At 59.4% G+C, this 20,559-nt stretch carries 22 protein-coding genes; 14 read left to right on the top strand and 8 right to left on the bottom strand.

Annotation, left to right across the window (positions count from 1 at the left end):
- Nucleotides 1-51: 51 nt before the first annotated feature.
- The 5 genes from ribBA (at nt 52) to PSH79_RS15900 (ending at nt 5,438) form a co-directional block, all read left to right on the top strand.
- The gene (ribBA, locus tag PSH79_RS15880) at nt 52-1,161 is read left to right on the top strand and encodes a bifunctional 3,4-dihydroxy-2-butanone-4-phosphate synthase/GTP cyclohydrolase II (protein ID WP_305438328.1); all 1,110 of its coding nucleotides are present in this window, start codon (nt 52-54) and stop codon (nt 1,159-1,161) included.
- Nucleotides 1,162-1,480: 319 nt separating this feature from the next.
- A complete protein-coding gene (locus PSH79_RS15885; RefSeq protein WP_305438329.1) occupies nt 1,481-2,506 on the top strand; it encodes an ABC transporter substrate-binding protein in 1,026 nt (341 codons plus the stop codon).
- Nucleotides 2,503-3,450 (top strand): ABC transporter permease, encoded by a 948-nt coding sequence (locus PSH79_RS15890; protein WP_305443993.1) that lies wholly within the window; start codon nt 2,503-2,505, stop codon nt 3,448-3,450. Before PSH79_RS15885 ends, PSH79_RS15890 begins: the two co-directional genes overlap by 4 nt.
- A gap of 6 nt (nt 3,451-3,456) precedes the next feature.
- Nucleotides 3,457-4,266 (top strand): ABC transporter permease, encoded by an 810-nt coding sequence (locus PSH79_RS15895; RefSeq protein ID WP_007918021.1) that lies wholly within the window; start codon nt 3,457-3,459, stop codon nt 4,264-4,266.
- Between the two features lie 17 nt (nt 4,267-4,283).
- Nucleotides 4,284-5,438, top strand: a complete 1,155-nt coding sequence (locus tag PSH79_RS15900) for an ABC transporter ATP-binding protein (protein ID WP_305438330.1) — start codon at nt 4,284-4,286, stop codon at nt 5,436-5,438.
- 171 nt (nt 5,439-5,609) lie between these two features.
- Here PSH79_RS15900 and map read toward each other — a convergent pair whose 3' ends face one another.
- The 4 genes from map to PSH79_RS15920 form a co-directional block, all read right to left on the bottom strand.
- On the bottom strand, nt 5,610-6,401 hold the full coding sequence (gene map, locus PSH79_RS15905; RefSeq protein WP_305438331.1) for a type I methionyl aminopeptidase: 792 nt from the start codon (nt 6,399-6,401) through the stop codon (nt 5,610-5,612).
- A complete protein-coding gene (locus PSH79_RS15910) occupies nt 6,398-6,625 on the bottom strand; it encodes a ParD-like family protein (protein WP_007918027.1) in 228 nt (75 codons plus the stop codon). The genes map and PSH79_RS15910 overlap by 4 nt, the downstream gene beginning before the upstream one ends.
- A 173-nt stretch (nt 6,626-6,798) precedes the next feature.
- On the bottom strand, nt 6,799-7,407 hold the full coding sequence (locus PSH79_RS15915; protein WP_305438332.1) for a LysE family translocator: 609 nt from the start codon (nt 7,405-7,407) through the stop codon (nt 6,799-6,801).
- A complete protein-coding gene (locus tag PSH79_RS15920) occupies nt 7,400-7,660 on the bottom strand; it encodes a site-2 protease family protein (protein ID WP_305438333.1) in 261 nt (86 codons plus the stop codon). The genes PSH79_RS15915 and PSH79_RS15920 overlap by 8 nt, the downstream gene beginning before the upstream one ends.
- A 234-nt stretch (nt 7,661-7,894) precedes the next feature.
- Between PSH79_RS15920 and PSH79_RS15925 the strand changes: the two genes are divergently transcribed.
- The 4 genes from PSH79_RS15925 (at nt 7,895) to PSH79_RS15940 (ending at nt 12,749) form a co-directional block, all read left to right on the top strand.
- A complete protein-coding gene (locus PSH79_RS15925; protein WP_305438335.1) occupies nt 7,895-8,794 on the top strand; it encodes a LysR substrate-binding domain-containing protein in 900 nt (299 codons plus the stop codon).
- A gap of 256 nt (nt 8,795-9,050) precedes the next feature.
- Entirely contained in the window at nt 9,051-9,986 is a 936-nt protein-coding gene (locus PSH79_RS15930) for a Ppx/GppA family phosphatase (RefSeq protein ID WP_305438337.1), read from the top strand.
- A 217-nt stretch (nt 9,987-10,203) separates the two neighbouring features.
- Nucleotides 10,204-11,580 carry a pyridoxal-phosphate dependent enzyme gene (locus tag PSH79_RS15935; protein WP_305438339.1) on the top strand — a complete coding sequence of 459 codons (1,377 nt, stop codon included), beginning with the start codon at nt 10,204-10,206 and terminating at the stop codon, nt 11,578-11,580.
- Entirely contained in the window at nt 11,577-12,749 is a 1,173-nt protein-coding gene (locus tag PSH79_RS15940) for a cystathionine gamma-synthase (protein WP_305438341.1), read from the top strand. Before PSH79_RS15935 ends, PSH79_RS15940 begins: the two co-directional genes overlap by 4 nt.
- 361 nt (nt 12,750-13,110) lie before the next feature.
- Here the strand turns inward: PSH79_RS15940 and PSH79_RS15945 are convergent, their stop codons facing one another.
- Complete coding sequence (locus PSH79_RS15945; protein ID WP_305438343.1) at nt 13,111-13,260, bottom strand: hypothetical protein; 150 nt, start codon at nt 13,258-13,260, stop codon at nt 13,111-13,113.
- A gap of 197 nt (nt 13,261-13,457) precedes the next feature.
- On the opposite strand from PSH79_RS15945, the gene PSH79_RS15950 reads away from it, so the two are divergent.
- Together PSH79_RS15950 and yecR are read left to right on the top strand one after the other, a co-directional pair.
- On the top strand, nt 13,458-13,772 hold the full coding sequence (locus tag PSH79_RS15950; protein ID WP_305438344.1) for a hypothetical protein: 315 nt from the start codon (nt 13,458-13,460) through the stop codon (nt 13,770-13,772).
- Nucleotides 13,773-13,805: 33 nt separating this feature from the next.
- Nucleotides 13,806-14,114, top strand: a complete 309-nt coding sequence (yecR, locus tag PSH79_RS15955) for a YecR family lipoprotein (RefSeq protein WP_305438345.1) — start codon at nt 13,806-13,808, stop codon at nt 14,112-14,114.
- Between the two features lies 1 nt (nt 14,115).
- Here the strand turns inward: yecR and PSH79_RS15960 are convergent, their stop codons facing one another.
- Nucleotides 14,116-15,741 (bottom strand): hybrid sensor histidine kinase/response regulator, encoded by a 1,626-nt coding sequence (locus PSH79_RS15960; protein ID WP_305438347.1) that lies wholly within the window; start codon nt 15,739-15,741, stop codon nt 14,116-14,118.
- 113 nt (nt 15,742-15,854) lie between these two features.
- On the opposite strand from PSH79_RS15960, the gene PSH79_RS15965 reads away from it, so the two are divergent.
- Nucleotides 15,855-16,463: a response regulator transcription factor gene (locus PSH79_RS15965; protein ID WP_305438348.1), complete on the top strand. Its 609-nt coding sequence runs from the start codon at nt 15,855-15,857 to the stop codon at nt 16,461-16,463.
- Between the two features lie 135 nt (nt 16,464-16,598).
- Here the strand turns inward: PSH79_RS15965 and ppk2 are convergent, their stop codons facing one another.
- Nucleotides 16,599-17,432: a polyphosphate kinase 2 gene (gene ppk2 / locus PSH79_RS15970; protein ID WP_305438349.1), complete on the bottom strand. Its 834-nt coding sequence runs from the start codon at nt 17,430-17,432 to the stop codon at nt 16,599-16,601.
- A gap of 93 nt (nt 17,433-17,525) precedes the next feature.
- On the bottom strand, nt 17,526-18,524 hold the full coding sequence (locus tag PSH79_RS15975; protein ID WP_305438350.1) for a bile acid:sodium symporter family protein: 999 nt from the start codon (nt 18,522-18,524) through the stop codon (nt 17,526-17,528).
- A gap of 84 nt (nt 18,525-18,608) precedes the next feature.
- Between PSH79_RS15975 and PSH79_RS15980 the strand changes: the two genes are divergently transcribed.
- Entirely contained in the window at nt 18,609-19,397 is a 789-nt protein-coding gene (locus tag PSH79_RS15980) for a helix-turn-helix domain-containing protein (protein ID WP_305438351.1), read from the top strand.
- Between the two features lie 173 nt (nt 19,398-19,570).
- Entirely contained in the window at nt 19,571-20,551 is a 981-nt protein-coding gene (locus tag PSH79_RS15985; protein WP_305438352.1) for a TerC family protein, read from the top strand.
- The last annotated feature ends 8 nt before the right edge of the window (nt 20,552-20,559 follow it).

A 20,559-nucleotide genomic window follows, 5' to 3' on the forward strand; every position in this document is an offset into this window, starting at 1 on the left:
TTTTGTATTATGGTATACCAATATATTTCCAACGAACCCTGAGAGTCCAGCATGGCCTTCAACAGCATCGAAGAAATCATCGAAGATTATCGCCTCGGCAAAATGGTGCTGCTGGTCGATGACGAAGACCGGGAAAACGAAGGCGACCTGTTACTCGCCGCCGATTGTTGCACGCCCGAGGCGATCAGCTTCATGGCCCGTGAAGCGCGTGGTCTGATCTGCCTCACATTGACCGACGAACATTGTCAGCGTTTGGGTCTGGAGCAAATGGTGCCGAGCAATGGCAGCGTGTTCAGCACCGCGTTCACCGTGTCGATTGAAGCGGCGGTCGGCGTCACCACCGGTATTTCCGCCGCTGACCGCGCCTGTACGGTTGCCGCTGCCGTGGCCAAAGATGCCCGCGCCGAAGACCTGGTGCAACCCGGGCACATCTTCCCGCTGCGCGCCAAGGAAGGTGGCGTGTTGACCCGCGCCGGTCATACCGAGGCCGGTTGCGATCTGGCCAGGCTGGCCGGTTTCACCCCGGCGTCGGTCATCGTCGAAGTGATGAACGATGACGGCACCATGGCTCGTCGGCCCGATCTGGAAGTGTTTGCGCGCAAGCACGGGATCAAGATAGGCACCATCGCCGACCTGATCCACTATCGCCTGAGTACCGAACACACCATCGAACGGATTGGCGAACGGGAGCTGCCGACGGTGCATGGCACGTTCCGTTTGATCACTTTTGAAGACCGTATCGAAGGTGGGGTTCACATGGCGATGGTCATGGGCGATCTGCGTCGGGAAGAACCGACGCTGGTGCGCGTGCATGTCATCGATCCACTGCGCGATCTGGTCGGCGCCGAGTACAGCGGGCCGAGTAACTGGACGCTATGGGCGGCGTTGCAACGGGTCGCGGCTGAAGGGCATGGGGTTGTGGTGGTGCTGGCCAATCACGAGTCTTCGCAGGCGTTGCTGGAGCGAGTGCCGCAACTGACCCAGCCGCCGCGGCAGTTCAGTCGCTCGCAATCGCGGATTTATTCGGAGGTGGGGACTGGGGCGCAGATTCTGCAGAACCTTGGGGTGGGTAAGCTGCGGCATCTGGGGCCGCCACTGAAGTACGCGGGGCTGACTGGGTATGACCTGGAAGTGGTCGAGAGCATCCCGTTCAGCGAATAATCCGCGCCAACCACAAATCCAAATGCAGGAGTGAGCCTGCTCGCGATAGCGGTGTGTCAGTCAGCAATTCTTTACCTGACACACCGCTATCGCGAGCAGGCTCACTCCTACAGGGGGTTTGCATTTCAGATCGAGATTTCCAAGCCCACAAAAACACATTCGCCAGATAACCGGTAAGGCAAAGTGCTTGCACAAAGTTTGGAATACCATAATATGATATTCCATAGACCGGACACTCCAACGAACGTCCATCTACTGCTCCCGACAGGCGGGCAACAACGCAAGGCCCGCTCAAAAACACAACAATGAGGGCGTGAAAATGGTGTTGAACAAAGCTGCAACCGCGATCTTTTTTGCGGGACTGCTCAGCGTGACCGGCCAGGCTGCAATGGCCGCCGAAAGCGTGAATTTCGTCAGCTGGGGCGGAAGCACCCAGGATGCGCAGAAACAGGCCTGGGCTGATCCGTTCAGCAAGGCCAGCGGCATCACTGTCGTGCAGGACGGGCCCACCGACTACGGCAAACTCAAGGCAATGGTCGAAAGCGGCAACGTGCAATGGGACGTGGTCGATGTCGAAGCCGATTTCGCCCTGCGCGCTGCCGCTGAAGGCCTGCTCGAACCCCTCGATTTCAAAGTCATCCAGCGCGACAGGATCGACCCACGCTTTATCAGCGATCACGGCGTCGGCTCGTTCTTCTTCTCCTTCGTCCTCGGCTACAACGAGGGCAAACTCGGCGCCAACAAGCCGCAGGACTGGAGCGCCCTGTTCGACACCAAGACCTACCCCGGCAAACGCGCCCTGTACAAATGGCCAAGCCCAGGCGTGCTCGAACTGGCGCTGCTGGCCGATGGCGTCCCCGCCGACAAGCTCTACCCGCTGGATCTGGATCGCGCCTTCAAGAAACTCGACACCATCAAGAAAGACATCGTCTGGTGGGGCGGCGGCGCGCAGTCGCAGCAACTGCTGGCGTCCGGTGAGGCGAGCATGGGTCAGTTCTGGAACGGTCGCATTCACGCCCTGCAAGAAGATGGCGCGCCGGTGGGCGTGAGCTGGAAACAGAACCTGGTCATGGCCGACATTCTGGTGATTCCAAAGGGCTCGAAAAACAAGGACGCGGCGATGAAGTTCCTGGCCAACGCCAGCAGTGCCAAAGGCCAGGCCGACTTCTCCAACCTGACCGCCTACGCCCCGGTCAACCTCGACAGTGTGGAGCGTCTGGATTCGACGCTGGCCCCCAACCTGCCGACTGCCTACGCTAAGGATCAGATCACTCTTGATTTCGCGTACTGGGCCAAGAACGGTCCGGCCATCGCGACACGGTGGAACGAATGGCTGGTCAAATGAAAATGGCGGCCACCGCGTCCCGTCCCTCCACTGCCACCGGGAGCGCCGCAAGCGCTGCCGGCCCGGCCGAAGGCAAACAGGCGGTTGCGATGCAGCAAGCCCCGTCCCTCAAACAACGCTGGCGCGGCGCCGGCAACCTCGTCCCGGCGCTGCTGTTCCTCGGCCTGTTCTTTCTGGCGCCGTTGATTGGTTTGCTGTTGCGCGGCGTGCTGGAACCTGTGCCCGGCCTTGGCAACTATGAACAACTGTTCGCCAACTCGGCCTATGCCCGCGTGCTGCTCAACACCTTTTCGGTGGCCGGGCTGGTGACGATTTTCAGCCTGTTGCTGGGCTTTCCGCTGGCCTGGGCGATCACTCTGGTGCCGCGCGGCTGGGGTCGCTGGATTCTCAACATCGTGCTGTTGTCGATGTGGACCAGCCTTCTCGCCCGTACCTATTCGTGGCTGGTGTTGCTGCAAGCCTCGGGCGTGATCAACAAGGCTTTGATGGCGATGGGCATCATCGATCAGCCGCTGGAAATGGTGCATAACCTGACCGGCGTGGTGATCGGCATGAGCTACATCATGATCCCGTTCATCGTGCTGCCGTTGCAGGCGACCATGCAAGCCATCGACCCGATGATCCTGCAGGCCGGCTCGATCTGCGGCGCGAGTCCATGGACCAACTTCTTCCGGGTGTTCCTGCCGTTGTGCCGGCCGGGTCTGGCGTCCGGTGGCTTGATGGTGTTCGTGATGTCACTCGGTTACTACGTCACCCCGGCACTGCTCGGCGGGGCGCAGAACATGATGCTGCCGGAGTTCATCATTCAGCAGGTGCAATCGTTCCTCAATTGGGGCCTGGCCAGTGCCGGCGCCGCGTTGCTGATCGCGATCACTTTGGTGCTGTTCTACTTCTACCTGAAGCTTCAGCCGGAATCCCCGGTTGGCGCCAGTAACGCGAGGTAAGCCGACATGCTCCTGACTCCCAATGCCATGAGCCGGCGGATGCGCTTCGGCTTGTATGCAACCACCGGGTTGATCGGTTTGTTCCTGCTGTTGCCGATCGTGTTTATCGTTTTGCTGTCGTTCGGTTCGTCCCAGTGGCTGGTGTTCCCGCCGCCAGGCTGGACGCTGAAATGGTACGGCCAGTTCTTCTCCAACCCCGACTGGATGAATGCCGCAGCGGCCAGCCTGAAGGTCGCCGTGTTGACCACGATCTGCGCCGTGGCCCTCGGTTTACCAACTGCATTTGCGCTGGTGCGCGGGCGCTTTCCCGGCCGAGAAATGCTCTACGGCCTGTTCACCCTGCCGATGATCGTGCCGCTGGTGATCATCGCCGTGGCGGTGTACGCACTGTTTCTCAAGCTCGGCTACACCGGAACGATGTTCGCCTTCGTCGTCAGCCATGTGATCGTCGCGCTGCCGTTCACCATCATCTCGATCATCAACTCGCTGAAGCTGTTCGATCAGTCGATTGAAGACGCGGCGGTGATCTGCGGTGCCTCGCGCTTGCAAGCGGTGTTCAAGGTGACATTCCCGGCGATTCGTCCGGGCATGGTAGCCGGCGCCCTCTTCGCCTTCCTCGTTTCGTGGGACGAAGTGGTGCTCAGCGTGATGATGGCCAGCCCGACTCTGCAAACCCTTCCCGTGAAAATGTGGACCACCCTGCGCCAGGACCTGACTCCGGTGATCGCCGTCGCTTCGACGCTGCTGATCGGCCTGTCCGTCTTGGTCATGGTGATCGCCGCCGCCCTGCGTCGGCGCAACGAAATCAGCGCCTGAGCGCCCAGGAGTACGACATGAGTGCCGTGATCAAAGACGCATCCCAGCAGAACGACAAACCCCTGGTCAGCCTGCGCAATCTGAACAAGCACTACGGCGACTTCGCCGCCGTGGACAACATCTCGCTGGACATCAAGGACGGCGAGTTCCTGACCTTCCTCGGCTCCAGCGGCTCGGGTAAAAGCACCACGCTGTCGATGCTTGCCGGCTTCGAAACGCCGAGCAGCGGCGAGATCCTCGTCAACGGTCAGTCGCTGGTCAATGTACCGCCGCACAAGCGCGACATCGGCATGGTGTTCCAGCGCTATTCGCTGTTCCCGCATCTGTCTGTGCGCGACAACATCGCTTTCCCGTTGGCGATCCGCAAACTGGCTGCTGCCGAACGTGACAAGCGTGTCGATGCGATGCTGAAACTGGTGCAACTTGAACAATTCGCCCATCGCCGCCCTTCGCAACTGTCCGGTGGCCAACAGCAACGGGTCGCCATCGCCAGGGCGCTGGTCTACGAACCACGCATTCTGCTGATGGACGAACCGCTGGGTGCGCTGGATAAAAAGCTGCGCGAGGATTTGCAGGATGAACTGCGCCAACTGCATCGGCGCCTGGGCATCACCATCGTCTATGTGACCCACGATCAGGAAGAGGCGATGCGCTTGTCGCAGCGCATCGCGATTTTCAGTCAAGGCAAGATTGTCGGTTTGGGCAGCGGTTATGACCTTTATCAGAATCCGCCGAATGCGTTTGTCGCGTCGTTTCTGGGCAACTCGAATTTCCTCAAACTCAAGGCGCAGGGCAATGCGGCCGCGAGTTTTGAAGGGCAGTCGTTGTCGATTCGACTGACGGCTGGATTGCATACTGATCAGGATGTGTTGCTGATGGTGCGGCCGGAGAAGGCTCTGGCGCTGAGCGTGCAGCAGGCGAGCGATGAACCGTTGGCGGCGGGATGGAATGAAGTTTCAGCGAAGGTGGTGGAAGTGCTGTTCCTGGGCGAGAGCCAGACTTGCAGCGTGGTTACTTCGGGTGGCACATCGATGACGGTGAAGGCGTTGTCGGCGGCGGGCATGCCACTCAAGGCCGGCGATGCGGTGCGGGTGCGCTGGGCGACTGCCGATGCGTGCGTGTACACCGAATGGACCGAAAGCGACCTCAACAAGGCTGCCGGTTCCCACTGAGCTTTCCTTGCAACACACAACCCCTGTAGGAGTGAGCCTGCTCGCTATGACGGTGTGTCAGACGACAACGATGTTGACTGATAAACCGCTATCGCGAGCAGGCTCACTCCTACAGTTGAACTGCGTGTACCCCTCGGGTCATCACAGCGTCGGGCTGCGGTGGCCCTTTTTTCAGACGATGGGCGCAAACCCTTCAATCTGATCCGGCCAAGCCGTCAGCACCTCAAACCCGCTCTCCGTCACCGCCACCATGTGTTCCCACTGTGCCGACAACGATCCATCCTTGGTCAGCACGGTCCAGCCGTCCGGCATGTTTTTCACATGGCGCTTGCCGGCATTGAGCATCGGCTCGATGGTGAAGATCATCCCGGCCTTGAGCTTCATCCCCTGATTCGGGAAACCGTAATGCAGGATCTGCGGATCATCGTGATAAACCTTGCCAATGCCGTGGCCGCAATACTCACGCACCACGCTGAAACCTTCACTCTCCGCCAGGCTCTGAATCGCGTGGCCGATATCGCCCAAAGTCGCGCCCGGTTTTACGACGCGAATTCCCGCGCACATGGCGTCGTACGTCGTTTTGATCAGATGCTGCGCCTCTGGCGTGGCCTCGCCGACCACATACATGCGACTGGTATCGCCAAACCAGCCATCCTTGATCACGGCGATGTCGAGGTTGACGATATCGCCGTCCTTCAACGGCGTACCCGAGGGAATGCCGTGACACACGACGTCGTTGACCGAGGCGCAGACGGTTTTCGGGAAGCCGTGATAACCGACGTTAGCCGGCACCGCTTTCTGCACATTGACGATGTAGTCGTTGCACAGCCGATCCAGCTCATCGGTGGTCACGCCCGCCTTGACGTGCGGAACCAGCATGGCCAGCACTTCAGCCGCGAGCTTGCCGGCGGCGCGCGATTGAGCGATCTCGGCCGGGGTGTTGATCTTGATCTGGTTTCTCATGCGCTGACGGCTTCCTGAGTCAGTTGTTGCAAATCCAGCCCACCGTTCTGCTCGGCGCGGATCAGCAAGCGGCAAATGGCACTGTGGTCAAGGTTGGGGTGCAGCTCGGCGAGCATGCCGATGCGCATCCAGTGCTCGGCCTGCGCGTTGATCGAGCGGCTGAGTGCGTTGCTGGAGATGCGCAGATTTTCGTGCATGTCTTCTGAAATCTTGACGATGCCCATTATGACTTCCTATACGATGCATATATGCTTTATATATTAATCGTATATTACGGAAAAAGGCAAACCGCTCGCCACTACCGGCGCTCGTCAGCCGCTCGCGATCTTCGTCCACCAGTAAAAAGTGGATCGCCTTCTTGGCCATGTTGCCTCCGGATCAAATAATTCAAGTCGTTTTACTTACTGGTCGAAGCCATAAGCACGCCAAAGCAGAAAAAGGTGATACCCGACAGTTTGCCGACAATTCTGGCGCCCTTGTTCGTCGACAGCCAGCCCCGCGCGCCGTTGGCCATCAGCGCGTAGCCACTGTGCACAAGCACGACGAGCAGGCTGTAGGAGGACACCAGCAAGAAAAACTGGCTGTAGTAATTACCTTCCGGCTTGATGAACTGAGGGAATACGGCCAGGAAGAAGAAACCGGCCTTGGGATTCAGCAACTGAATCGACAGCGCCTCGACATAACGACGCCACGGACGTGGCGACGTGAGTTTGAGTTCGGGGATGAAGCTCTGAGTACGCCACATCTTTATTCCCAGGTACAACAAATACAGGGCGCCGATGTATTTGAGGATCGTGAATGCAACGGCCGAGGTCGCCAGGATCAATCCGACGCTGCTGGCGGAAATACCCGCCACCATAAAGGCACCTGTCGCAATGCCGAGGATGCCGGGCAGCGAACCGGTCCAGCCATGCCGCAGCGCATTGGAAAGCGTCAGCACCACCCCGGGACCGGGGCTGAGAACAGTCAGGGTTGCCAGAATCAGAAACAGTCCATAACTAGCCATAAATCACTCCACCAAGCAGGACATTCAGGAGGCCGTGAGTGGCCCATACCATGTATTGGTTCAATAAACCCGTCAGTAACAAACCGGCACCGATGACATAGAGGCAAGGCTGAATTTGCTGAAATTCATTCCACAGCCGATCGCTGCTCAGGGCCCGAATACAGGTCGCGCCGTCCAGCGGCATGACGGGCAGCAAGTTGACCACGCACAGGAAAAGATTGAACGACACACAGGTCTGCAGAAACGTGTTCATACGGTCACCGCCGCCACCTAGGCCAGGCGCAACAGCAGATACAGCAAGGTGTCGGCGGGCAGGCACAGCCCCAATATGGAGGCGGCACGCATCGACGCTCGATCAGTTGCAGGGGTATTTGGGACTGACATTTCATCAACGGCCGGCAAGACAAAGAGCGGCCTTCAGATTGGCGTGAAGCCGTAACGCTGACAAACACTTTAATTGCACCGCAGATGTGACTAAATTAGACACATGATTTCAGACCTCCCCCCCTTGAACGCCGTCCGTGCCTTCGCCGCTGCCGCTCGTTACCAGAGTTTCAGCCGTGCAGCCGAAGAACTGCATGTCAGCCACAGCGCCGTCAGCCGTCATATCAAGCTGCTGGAGGAACATCTGGGGGTATTGCTGTTCGAGCGCCGAACCCGCCAATCCTTGCTCACGCCCGCCGGCCAGACGTTTTATGAGCACATCAGCGTAGCCCTGACGCAGATCGCCAACGCCGCCACCGCGCTGACCCGTGGCGCTTCATTGCGCAAAGTCATCATCAACGTACGTCCGTCCTTTGCGGTGCGATGGCTGATCCCGCGCTTACCCAGTTTCATGGCGCTGTATCCGGACATCCAGCCCGAAGTGGTCACCAGCACCCTGCCGCCTGATCAATCGCGGGAAAAATTCGACGTCGTCATCCGTCGGGGAGATGCCGGATGGTCATCCAATGTTCAACCGCAAATATTGCTGGAAGATGACATGATGCTGGTGGCGGCGCCGTCACTCCTGCAAACGGTGCCGTTGAACAGTGCGCAGGACGTTGCTCGCCACACCCTTCTGGCTGGCAAGACGCGCGCGATGGACTGGAAGAACTGGGCCGAGCACGCCGATATCGCGATGTTGCGCCAGCAACCCATCCTGCAATTCGATCACATGCACCTGGTGTTGCAAGCCGCCGTCGATGGCCTCGGCCTAGCGCTGTGCCCGGCGTCCCTGCTCGGCAAGGACCTGGCGACTGGACGGCTGATCTGCCCGCTGCCTTCCCTGCGTTTGCCACTGACCCGTTATTACTACGGTGTCGCCCGGGAATCTGCGGCCGAAACCCGGATCTTTATTGACTGGATGCTTTCCCTTGCTCATGAAGACACGGCGGGCGTTTCGTGATGAACCTGCGCCCGCGCCTTGCCTCGGGCACCCGGTAACGCCAAATCGCAGGCAAAAAAAAAGCTGCCAAAAACGGCAGCAAAAACTTTTAGAACACGCGATGTATTGGGGTAAGCATAGACGCCGGATAATGACAGTGTCATGACAGTCGCATGCTCATTGAATCGCCCCTGCCCCGTCATCAGGATGTCATCAAGTCAGCGGCAAAATCCTTGCAAACCGTCTTGAGCCTTCGACGGATGCGTTAAGGATTGCCATGAAAGAAGACGACTCGCTGTTTGCCGCCATCGACCTGGGTTCGAATGCGTTTCGCCTGATGATCGGCCAATCGATACGCAACAGAAAAGGCTTGATGATTCAGGAAGTCAAAACCTTGCGCGAACCGGTGCGCCTGGCCGAGGGTTTCGACGGTGGCGCGCTGGATGCGCTGGCCCTGGATCGTGGCTGGCAAGCGTTGGCCCGCTTCGGCAAGAAATTACGCGGTTTCGAGCCGGGACGAGTGCGAGCAGTAGCCACCAGCGCAGTGCGTGAGGCGGACAATGCACAGTTGTTTCTGGCCAGCGCAGAGCGGCATTTGGGGTTCAGCATCGATGTCATTTCCGGGCATGAAGAAGCGCGACTGGTGTATGCAGGTGTGGCTCACACCTTGCCCGGCGTCGAGGACATGCGCCTGGTGGTCGATATCGGCGGCGGCTCCACCGAGCTGATTCTCGGCCAAGGCTCGCAACCGTTGCTGACCGAAAGCATTGCCATTGGCAGCGGCACTTTGAGTACGCGGTTCTTTCGCCACGGCGCTGTTTCCGCCGGCGCCCTGCAAGAAGCCGAACGCTTCGCCATCCTGCAATTCGAAAAAGTCGCTCGGCGCTATCGTGCTCAGGGCTGGCAGCAGACCATTGGCTCTTCCGGCACTGCGCGCATGCTGGCCAAGGTGCTCAAGGCCAATCGCCTGAACGACTTCGGCCAGGACGGCATTACCTACGCCGGACTCTTGCGCCTGTCGCTGCTCCTGCTGAAAGTGACCAACGTCCAGCAACTCAAACTTGCCGGTCTGCAACCGCACCGCCAGAGCGTCCTGCCCGGCGGGCTGGTGCTGATGCTGGCGGCGTTCAAGGTCTTCGGCATTGCGCAGATGGTGCCGTCCGAGCCAGGTCTGCGCCTCGGTGTCTTGCACGGTTTGATGAGCAAACACTGATCCTGTCCCACATGCACCGCCCGCCCCATGGCTTTTATTCGCCAACACCGCCGATCCCCGTCCTGACCCCCTCGTCAAATTCAGTTCTATAGTTAGATCAAAATCGCTGGCCTTTTCCGCCCGTCGGGTGGTTGCGGCAGCCCCCTTCACAGCCTATGTTGCTTGCGAGCTTTTCCCCGCGAACGGAACGCGATCCATCACCAACAAGAGGTGAAGAATGTCAAAGGAATCCCGCCCTGCCGTACTTGGGCTGATAGGAAATACCCCCCTGGTGCAAGTCACCCGCTTCGATACCGGCCCGTGCACACTCTTTCTCAAACTCGAATCACAAAACCCCGGCGGCTCGATCAAGGACAGAATCGGTCTGGCGATGATCGACGCCGCCGAACGTGACGGTCGTCTCACCCCCGGTGGCACCATCGTCGAGGCCACTGCCGGCAATACTGGCCTGGGCCTGGCACTGGTCGGGCGCGCCAAAGGTTATCGCGTGGTGCTGGTGGTCCCGGACAAAATGTCTACGGAAAAAGTCCTGCACTTGAAAGCCATGGGCGCCGAGGTGCACATCACCCGCTCCGATGTCGGCAAGGGTCATCCCGAGTATTACCAGGACGTCGCCGCGAGGTTGGCGAAAGACATTCCCGGCGCTTTCTTCGCCGACCAGTTCAACAACCCGGCCAACCCACTGGCCCATGAATGCAGCACCGCGCCGGAAATCTGGGCGCAAACCGAACATGATCTGGATGCAATTGTGGTCGGCGTCGGCTCGGCCGGCACCCTGACCGGGCTGACCCGTTTTTTCAAACGTGTGCAACCGGATCTGGAAATGGTTCTGGCCGATCCGGTCGGCTCGGTGATGGCGCAATACAGCCGCGACGGCTCGCTGCCAACCCCCGGTTCATGGGCGGTCGAAGGCATTGGCGAGGACTTTATTCCGTCGATCACCGACCTCTCCAGTGTGCGTCACGCTTACTCGATCAGTGACGAAGAAAGCTTCGATCACGCACGTCAATTGCTTAAAGCCGAAGGCATTCTTGGCGGCTCATCCACCGGCACCCTGCTCGCCGCAGCATTGCGTTATTGCCGCGAACAGACCGAGCCGAAGCGCGTCGTGAGTTTTGTCTGCGACACCGGCACCCGCTACTTGTCGAAGGTCTACAACGACCAATGGATGACCGATCAGGGCCTGTTACAGCGCAAGGGTTATGGCGATCTGCGGGACTTGATCGCCCGACGTTTCGAGGACGGCCGCGTCATCAGTGTCGGCCCCGACGACACGTTGCTCACCGCGTTCCAGCGCATGCGCCTGGCGGACGTTTCGCAACTGCCGGTGCTGGTTGAAGGCAAACAACTGGTCGGCGTGATCGACGAATCAGACATTCTGCTGGCCGTTCACGAAGACGCCGCACGCTTCAGCCAGTCAGTCTCCAGCGTGATGACTGACAAACTGCAAACCCTTGCGCCCGGCGCCCCCCTTGCTGAGCTGGAATCGGTGCTCAGCCGCGGCCTCGTCGCCATCATTGCCGACGCTTCAGGCTTCCATGGCCTGATCACTCGCACCGACATGCTCAACCAATTACGGAGATCCCTCGCATGAGTCAGCACGACAAAAACGCCCAAGGCTTCGCGACCCGGGTGATCCATGCCGGGCAGGAGCCTGACCCGACCACCGGGGCGCTGATGCCGCCAATCTACGCCAACTCCACCTACCTGCAAGACAGCCCCGGCGTACACAAGGGCTTCGATTACGGGCGCTCGCACAACCCGACGCGTTTTGCCCTTGAGCGCTGCGTGGCGGATCTGGAGGGTGGCACCCGGGCGTTTGCTTTCGCTTCCGGGCTGGCGACGATTTCCACGGTGCTGGAACTGCTCGATGCCGGTTCACACGTCATTTCCGGCAATGATCTGTACGGCGGCACATTCCGGTTGTTCGACAAAGTGCGCCAACGCAGCGCCGGGCATCGTTTCAGCTACGTCGATCTGACTGACCTTTCAGCGTTCGAAGCATCGCTGCAGGACGACACGCGCATGGTCATGGTCGAGACACCGACCAATCCGCTGCTGAGCCTGTCGGATCTGGCCGCCATCGCGCGCATCTGCCGTGCCCGCGGGATCATCAGCGTGGCCGACAACACCTTCGCCAGCCCGTACATCCAGCGTCCGTTGGAGTTGGGTTTCGACATCGTGCTGCACTCGACCACCAAGTATCTGAACGGTCACTCCGACGTGATCGGCGGCATCGCCGTGGTCGGGGAAAATGCCGAACTGGCTGAGCGTCTGGGCTTCTTGCAGAACGCCGTCGGGGCGATTTCCGGGCCGTTCGATGCGTTTCTGACGCTGCGCGGAGTGAAAACCCTGGCGCTGCGCATGGAGCGCCATTGCAGCAACGCACTGGATCTGGCGCAGTGGCTCGAGCAGCAGCCGCAGGTCAAACACGTCTACTACCCGGGGCTGGCGTCGCACCCGCAGCATGAGCTGGCCAAGCGGCAGATGCGCGGTTTCGGCGGGATGATTTCCGTGGATCTGAACACTGATCTGGCTGGCGCGCGGCGCTTCCTGGAGAACGTGGAAATCTTCGCGTTGGCCGAAAGCCTGGGTGGCGTCGAGAGCCTGATCGAGCACCCGGCGATCATGACCCACGCCACCATTCCGCCTGAAACCCGGGCGAAACTGGGCATCGGTGACGGCTTGGTGCGTTTGTCCGTGGGTGTCGAAGACATCGAAGACCTGCGCGCCGATCTAGCCCACGCACTCAAGCAGATCTAGCGCTGCAAGAACGACAAAGCCCGCACGAAGCGGGCTTTGGTGTTCGAGTAGGCGGCCAGTGCTGGTCTCTGGCTTACAAGGTTTATCAGGCTTCTCACAGTACCGGGCGAAATTGAAAAAGTACGGCCTCGGCTGCTTCACACGGCGTAAGGGCTGGATCTCAGCGCGGAGATCTTTCTAACCGTGTACCCTTCGGAACGCGCCCCACGTCCCCTTGCTATCCGATTGCGCATCAGTCTGCGTCTTCACCTACATCTTTGAGCCTAGCAAACGCACAGAAAACCGGGATGGCGTTTTTAGACTGATTTCCTTCTTGCCCCTGCCTGCAAGGAAGTGAAACGACTATCGCTCCGTATCGTTGTCATCCCGCAGGATGGGCAGCGGTGTGGCTGATGGCGCTGACCGAATCGGCGCCAATCGCCTCGCCTATTACCGCGTGGGTGTGGGCTCGGATCGAGTCGCCACGGTACTGATGACGGGCAGTAATTCCGACCAGTTCAACAGCCCTCAATAAACGCTCCCGCGACCCAACGGTCGGCTCCGAAGTGCCGTCCGTTGGGCGCCGCACTAGCACATTTGTGCTAATCGACCGCTCTGCCGCCCGGCGCTATATTCCCCCGCAACCCCCGATGTTCCTCAACACTGCCGCTTGGCGGTGCACAGGATCGTTGTGCCTGGAAATCAGAACAACACCAAGGAAGAAACACCATGAAACCGCATGCACACCTCTACAAAGTCACCGTCGTCAGTGCGCTGCTGCTCGGTCTCGTCGGTTGCCAGACCGTCAAGCCCACTGAAGCCAGCATGAAAGAGCGCGCCCAGACCGTCATCGGCAAACCGGTCTCGAAAATCGACAACATCCGTAACGACAGCACCCTCACCTACTACACCGCTTATACCCCGGCCGGTGAATACAACTGCCAGTTGCCCAGCGGCGCAATCATCGCTGTGGCGACCATGGGCATCATGACGCCACCGCTGTCATGCCTGCCGAAAGGTGCCTCGCCGCTTCCATTTCAATAATGCCTCTTCCTCGGTAAAGGACTACGTTCCGTCATGAAAACCCTGATCGCAACTCTCACCCTCGCCTCCCTGTTTTTGACCGGCTGCGCTACACCAAAACAATGGGAAGCCACTGGCGGCAGCAAGGACAATGGTGTCGTCCAGGTCTCCTACGAGCTGGGCCAGTTCGAAAGCGGCCAGACCAGCGCCGAACAAGGCCTGACCGTCGCTGCACAGCGCTGCAAGACCTGGGGCTACAAAAACGCCGAGGTCACCGGTTCGGAGAAAAACATCTGCCGCACCATGGGTCAGTACAACTGCCTGCAAACCACCATCACTCAGGATTACCTCTGCAAGCGTTGACTCAAACCTGCTCGACCGGTGCGGTTTGCCGGTCGCGCAGGGTACGCAAGGTCGCGCGCAACTCGACCGGGCGTACCGGTTTGGACAGGATGGCAATTTGGCGGTCGTGCAAGGCCGCCTGTATTTTTTCGATGTCATGCCCGGTGATGATCATCGCCGGCACTGCCCAGCCGCGTTGGCGACGCACCTCGTCAATACACTCGATACCCGTGGCATGGGTGCCAAGATCATAATCGGCAACAATGATGTCGCAGTCGGTGGTCAAGTCCTGCCCCGTCAGCTCGGCCTGCACCACGCAGCCCCAGCGCTCCAACAACGCCGATGTTGCCATCAATACGTTGCGATCATCCTCCACCAGACACACCTTCAGCCCGGTCAACAGGCCGACCTGGCGCGCTTCATCGCGATTGACCGATAGCTGCGGCGGCGCAGTCGTGGGCAGCCCCGACATGATGACAGCCGTACCCCGACCGATTCGCGAGCGCAACGCGACATCAAGATCAATCAACTGCCCCAGGCGCTTGACGATCGACAGGCCCAGCCCCACACCTTCGACATCTTTGTCACGCACTTGGCGAACCCGGTAGAACTCCTCGAATACCTTTGGCAAATGCTCTTCGGCAATGCCGCTGCCCTGATCGTAAATCACGATAGCCAGCCCTGCTCCGCGCGTGCGCACACCGATCAGCACCGGCCGCTGCGCACCATATTTGAAACAGTTGGAAAGCACGTTCTGCACCATGGTCGCGAGCAGCGACGGATCGGTTCGAACCCAGTAATGACAGGGTCGCAAGCGCAGTTCCACGCCAGCCCAACGCGCGGCTTCGGCATTCTCGCGGATCAGATCGGCAAGCCATTCGCCCAGATTCAGGGTTTGCAGTTTTGGCAGAATCCGCCCGTTATCGAGGGTGTACAGGTCGAGAATCGAGCGGAACAACTGCGACACATTCAGCAGCGAACGGTCGATGTTGTCGACCAGCCGCCGCTCCTCATCCCCCAGCCTCGACTCACGCAGGCACGCGGTAAACAGGCCGATGGAGTGAATCGGCTGACGCAAATCATGGCTGGCCTGGGCGAGAAACCGCGACTTCTCCAGATTGGCCGCGACCGCTTCCTCGGAGGCCTTGCGCGTGCGTTCCAGCAGCAGGTGCGCGTAGAACGGGATCACCGTGCTGGTGAGCATCAGCATCAACACCATGAACGGTTGCGCCTGCCACACCGGCGTCAGGCGATAAACGCAGAGCAGCGCCAGCAACGCCAACACCGTGGCAATCGCCAGATAGCGCGAGCCGTATCGCATGCCGTTGCCGAGGTTGACCCAGATGATCACCGCATAAAGCGGCAACGCCGCTTCGCCGCCAACCACCAGCCCGAAACAGGTGCCGGTGTAATCGTGAACCATGGCGAAAATCCGTCGTGCCGGGTAATGCCCCGGCCAGCGCACAATCGTCTGACGCAGCACAATCGAAGCCAGCAAAAACAGACAGATATACGTGACCACAGGCAGGTAAGTATCGAAGCGTTGGCCCGGCAAAAAACCCAGTACACCGATATAAACCACGGCAATGCCAGCGATGAAAATGCGCAGGTTGGCCTGGTCGAGTTCGGTGTTTTTCTCGAACTTCATCGTTAACGTCCTTGTGCCGCAATCGTCATATTCGGAATGAGCCTACAGGCAATCCAAGCGCCCAATGCTAAGGTGTTTGCCAAGAACAAGCCTGACCCAGGGAGGGTCACGCCATGACATGCCGAATTATCATAGCCGACGATCACCCGATGTTTCGCGAGGCCATGCTGCGCACTGTCCGGCGCCTGCTGCCCGACGCGAGTATCGAAGAGGCTGGCGACCTGGCCAGCGTAATGGCGCTGCTGCCCTGCGGCGACGAGCCGGACACGCTGATTCTGGATCTGCGCTTTCCCGGACTCACCTGCGTCAGCCAGCTCGCTGAACTGCGCCGACGCCTGCCGCGTACCACCCTGATCGTGGTGTCGATGGTCGATGATGAAACGTTGATCGGTGAAGTCATGACCGCCGGCATCGACGGCTTCATCGGCAAAAACATTGCCCCGGGCGAGATCGGCCAGGCGATCCTGGCGATCCGTGAAGGTGAAGTGTTGGTGAAATTCGCCCCGTCAGGCCTGTTGCCGCTGGAGACCGGCACCGCCCTCACGCCCCGTCAGCAGGACGTGTTGCGGTTGATCGCTCAGGGCAAGACCAACAAGGAAATTGCCCGGGCGCTGGATATCTCGCCGTTTACAGTGAGGATTCATGTGTCTTCGTTGTTGCGCACGCTGAACGTGCCATCACGGGCGGCTGCGGCGGTGCGTTATTCCGGGACGTTTGAATGACCTTTTATCGATTACCGACGTTTGACGTGGAGTTCGCCATCACGACCTGACAGAAAGTCTCGGCCATAACCGTGGCTTCGAGCGCGCGTAACGGCTGCACCGGACTACCGCTGGAGCAGATGCGCCAGCGCTACTTCAGAACTTTTCCGGCACACGTTTGAAGGGGTGATCCAGCTCCTGATAGTCACCGGGTTTCTGGCGTTTGGGCAGAATCACCGGCTCACGCTCGACTTCCTTGTACGGGATGCGGCTAAGCAGATCGGTGATGATGTTCAAGCGCGCCCGGCGTTTGTCGTTCGAATCAGCCACTCGCCACGGGGCATGCTCGGAATCCGTTGCCGCAAACATGGCATCCCGGGCCCGTGAATAGTCATACCAGCGACTGTAGGACTTGAGGTCCATGGGCGTCAGTTTCCAGATCTTGCGCCCATCCTGTATCCGCGCTTGAAGGCGTCGGGTCTGTTCTTGCTCGCTGACCTCCAGCCAGTACTTGAGCAGGATCACGCCGGAATCGACGATGGCTCGCTCCACCGCCGGCACCACCTTGAGGAAACCGTCCACCTGCTCTTCACTGCAAAAGCCCATTACACGTTCGACGCCGGCACGGTTGTACCAACTGCGATCAAAAATCACCACCTCGCCGGCGGCCGGCAAGTGCGGCAGGTAGCGTTGGATATACATCTGACTTTTTTCGCGATCAGTCGGTGCCGGCAGCGCTACGACACGAAAGACCCGCGGACTGACACGATCTGTCAGCGCCTTGATCGTCCCGCCCTTGCCGGCACCGTCGCGCCCCTCGAAAACAATGCAGATCTTGATGCCCTTGGCCTTGACCCATTCCTGAAGCTTGACCACCTCGATATGCAGGCGGCGCAACTGCTCGAGATAATCCTTGTTTTTCAGCTTTGCCGGTTCAAGGGCGCGGTGTTTGGCGGATTTTTTCTTGTCCTTGTCTTTTATTTTTGCCATGACCCAAGATCTCATTTAATCGTCGGTAGCTGAACAGCGTAGATGTAGACCCTGTCTTAGGCCAATGACCCCGCTGTTCGCGCGCTCTACGACCTAAGGGTCTACCTGCGCCATCAGCTCCGGCACCGATTCCGGCCGGTTCGCATAACGCTGCGCCAGCACCGCACAGACCATCAGTTGAATCTGGTGGAACAGCATCAGCGGCAAAATCAGCACGCCGATGGTGCTGCCGGCAAACAACACCTGAGCCATCGGCACGCCGGTGGCCAGGCTCTTTTTCGAGCCGCAGAACAGAATGGTGATGCGGTCTTCCTGGCTGAAGCCAAACGCCTTGCCCAGCAGTGTTGACGCCACCAGCACCAGTGCCAGCAAGATGCAGCAGACCAGCACCAGCCCCAACAACTCGATGAGCGGGATCTGATGCCAGATACCTTCGTTGACCGCCTCGCTGAAAGCGCCGTACACCACCAGCAGAATCGAGCCCTGATCGACAAACTTCAGCCAGTTCTTGTTACGCCCCACCCACGCGCCAATCCAGCGACGGGCAATCTGACCGGCAATGAATGGCAGCAGCAGTTGCATGCTGATTTTCAGGATCGCATCGAGGGTCGAACCGCCGTCGCCGTGCACGTTGAGCAGCAACGTCACCAGCAACGGCGTGAGGAAAATCCCGAACAGGCTGGATGCCGCCGCGCTGCAAATCGCCGCCGGGATATTGCCCCGCGCCAGCGAGGTGAAGGCAATCGCCGACTGCACCGTGGCAGGCAGCGCGCAGAGGTAAAGCATGCCCATGTACAACTGGTCGCCGATCAGCGGCGACAACAACGGTTTGAGCGCCAGCCCCAATAGCGGGAAAAGGACAAAAGTCAGGCCGAACACCAACAGGTGCAGGCGCCAATGGCCAGCACCGGCGATGATCGATTCCCGCGACAGTTTGGCGCCGTGCAGGAAAAACAGCAGCGCGATGGCAATGTTGGTCAGCCAGCCGAAGCCGACCGCGACCTGACCGCTGGCGGGCAGGAAGCTGGCTAGCAGCACGACGCCTATCAGTGTCAGGGTGAAATTGTCAGGCAGGAATCTTGGGCGCGTCATAGTGTGTTCATCCGGGGGTTGCCAGTGCGTGCCGACGACTCTAACGTGACAGGCTATTACCGACTAACGCCGAAGAGCCTTCAGATGCCGCCTAAAGGACATGACAAAAGCATCCGGCGCAGTATTCCCGGGCTGCCCAGCCTGCCACGCCCGCTGTACGGACGCACCGAATCGCTACCCAATCGCGCACTCACCCGGCGCCACAGCCATCCGTGGGTGCAGTTGTCCTATGCGATTCAGGGCGTACTTGAAGTGCAGACCAGCGCCGGGCGTTTTGTCGCGCCGCCGGAGCGTGCGGTGTGGATTCCGGCGGGCGTGCCGCATCGGGTATTCAGCTCGCCGCACACCGAAATGCGCAGCCTGTACATCGATTGCAGCGTCGCCGGCTGGGCGGTTGAACATTGCCATGTCCTCGGCGTCAGCGACTTGCTCAGAGAACTGATCCGCGCCTTCAGCCAGGTGCCGGTGGAATACGACCAGAACGGCGCGCACGGGCGCCTCGCGCAGGTGATCCTCGATCAACTGGTCGATGCACCGCACATAGACCTGATGCTGCCACTGCCGCAGGATCCGCGCTTGCGGCAGATCTACCAAAGCCTTGAGCAACACCCGGAACAGCAGACCACGCTGAGCCACTGGAGCGAGAAGTTCGACGTCACCGAAAAGACCCTCACACGCCTTTTTCTGCGCGACACAGGCCTGACATTCCGAGCCTGGCGCCAACGCTTGCGTCTGCTCGGTGCGCTGACACCGCTGGAGAAAGGCGAGCGCGTCACGGACGTCGCGCTGGCCTGTGGTTATGACTCGACGTCGGCGTTTATCGCGGCGTTTCGTCAACAGTTTGGAGAAACGCCGGGAGAGTTTTTTCGTTGAAGCACCAAACATGTTTTCCGGAAAACGAGCAAGAATCGGGTTGCCGCTTTACCCCCCGACACTTCGGTTTTAACGAACTCTGACCCAGAAATAAACGATTTTTCTTTGCTCCAAACTCGTCGTTAGCATGGCCTCGTCTGACCCTCTTACAACCCAAAGACAGGGAGCGTGACATGCCAGCCACGAACATCAATATCGGCGAACCCTGGATGTGGGGCGCCTTCATCGTCTTCGTTCTTGCCATGCTGGCATTGGATTTGTTTGTGTTCGGGGGGCGCAAGGCGCATCGGGTATCCGTTCGCGAAGCCTTGGCCTGGGTCATTGCCTGGTGCCTGTTGGCCCTGTCGTTCGCAGCCCTGCTTTGGTGGTATCTGCACGGCGCGTTCGGCGGCGAAATCGCCCGACAGAAAACCCTGGAATTCCTCACCGGTTATCTGATCGAGCAATCGCTGTCGATCGACAACATGTTCATCTTCGTGATGATCTTCAGCTACTTCGCAGTGCCGCCGGAGTTGCAGCGCCGGGTGCTGCTGTACGGTGTGCTGGGGGCAATCGTGATGCGCGCGGTGATGATTTTCGCCGGTGTGTGGCTGGTCTCGCAGTTTGAATGGCTTCTGTATGCCTTCGGCGTATTCCTGATCATCACCGGGATCAAGATGCTGGTGTTCGCCGATCAGCAGCCAGATCTGGACAAAAATCCTTTATTGCGCTGGGTGCGCGGGCATCTGCGCGTCACCAGCGGTTTTCATGGCGAACGGTTTTTTGTCTTGCAGAACGGCGTACGCTGGGCAACGCCAATGTTTCTGGTGCTGGTGCTGATTGAGGCCAGCGATCTGATGTTTGCGGTCGACAGCATCCCGGCGATCTTCGCCGTCACCACCGACCCGTTTATCGTCTTCACCTCGAACATTTTCGCGATCATGGGCCTGCGTGCGCTGTACTTCCTGCTGGCGGACATGGCCGACCGCTTTCATCTGCTCAAGTACGGTTTGGCGATTGTGCTGGTATTCATTGGCGGCAAGATGACCTTGATGCCGTGGTTTCACATGCCGGTGGAGTGGTCGCTGGCGGTGGTGGGGGGTGTGCTCCTGGGATCGGTGATGTTGAGCCTGCTGGTGACCAGGGAAAAAACACCGGAAAACCAGTCACCATAAGCCCCTGT

The organism is Pseudomonas sp. FP2196, assembly GCF_030687715.1.
Lineage (GTDB): Bacteria > Pseudomonadota > Gammaproteobacteria > Pseudomonadales > Pseudomonadaceae > Aquipseudomonas.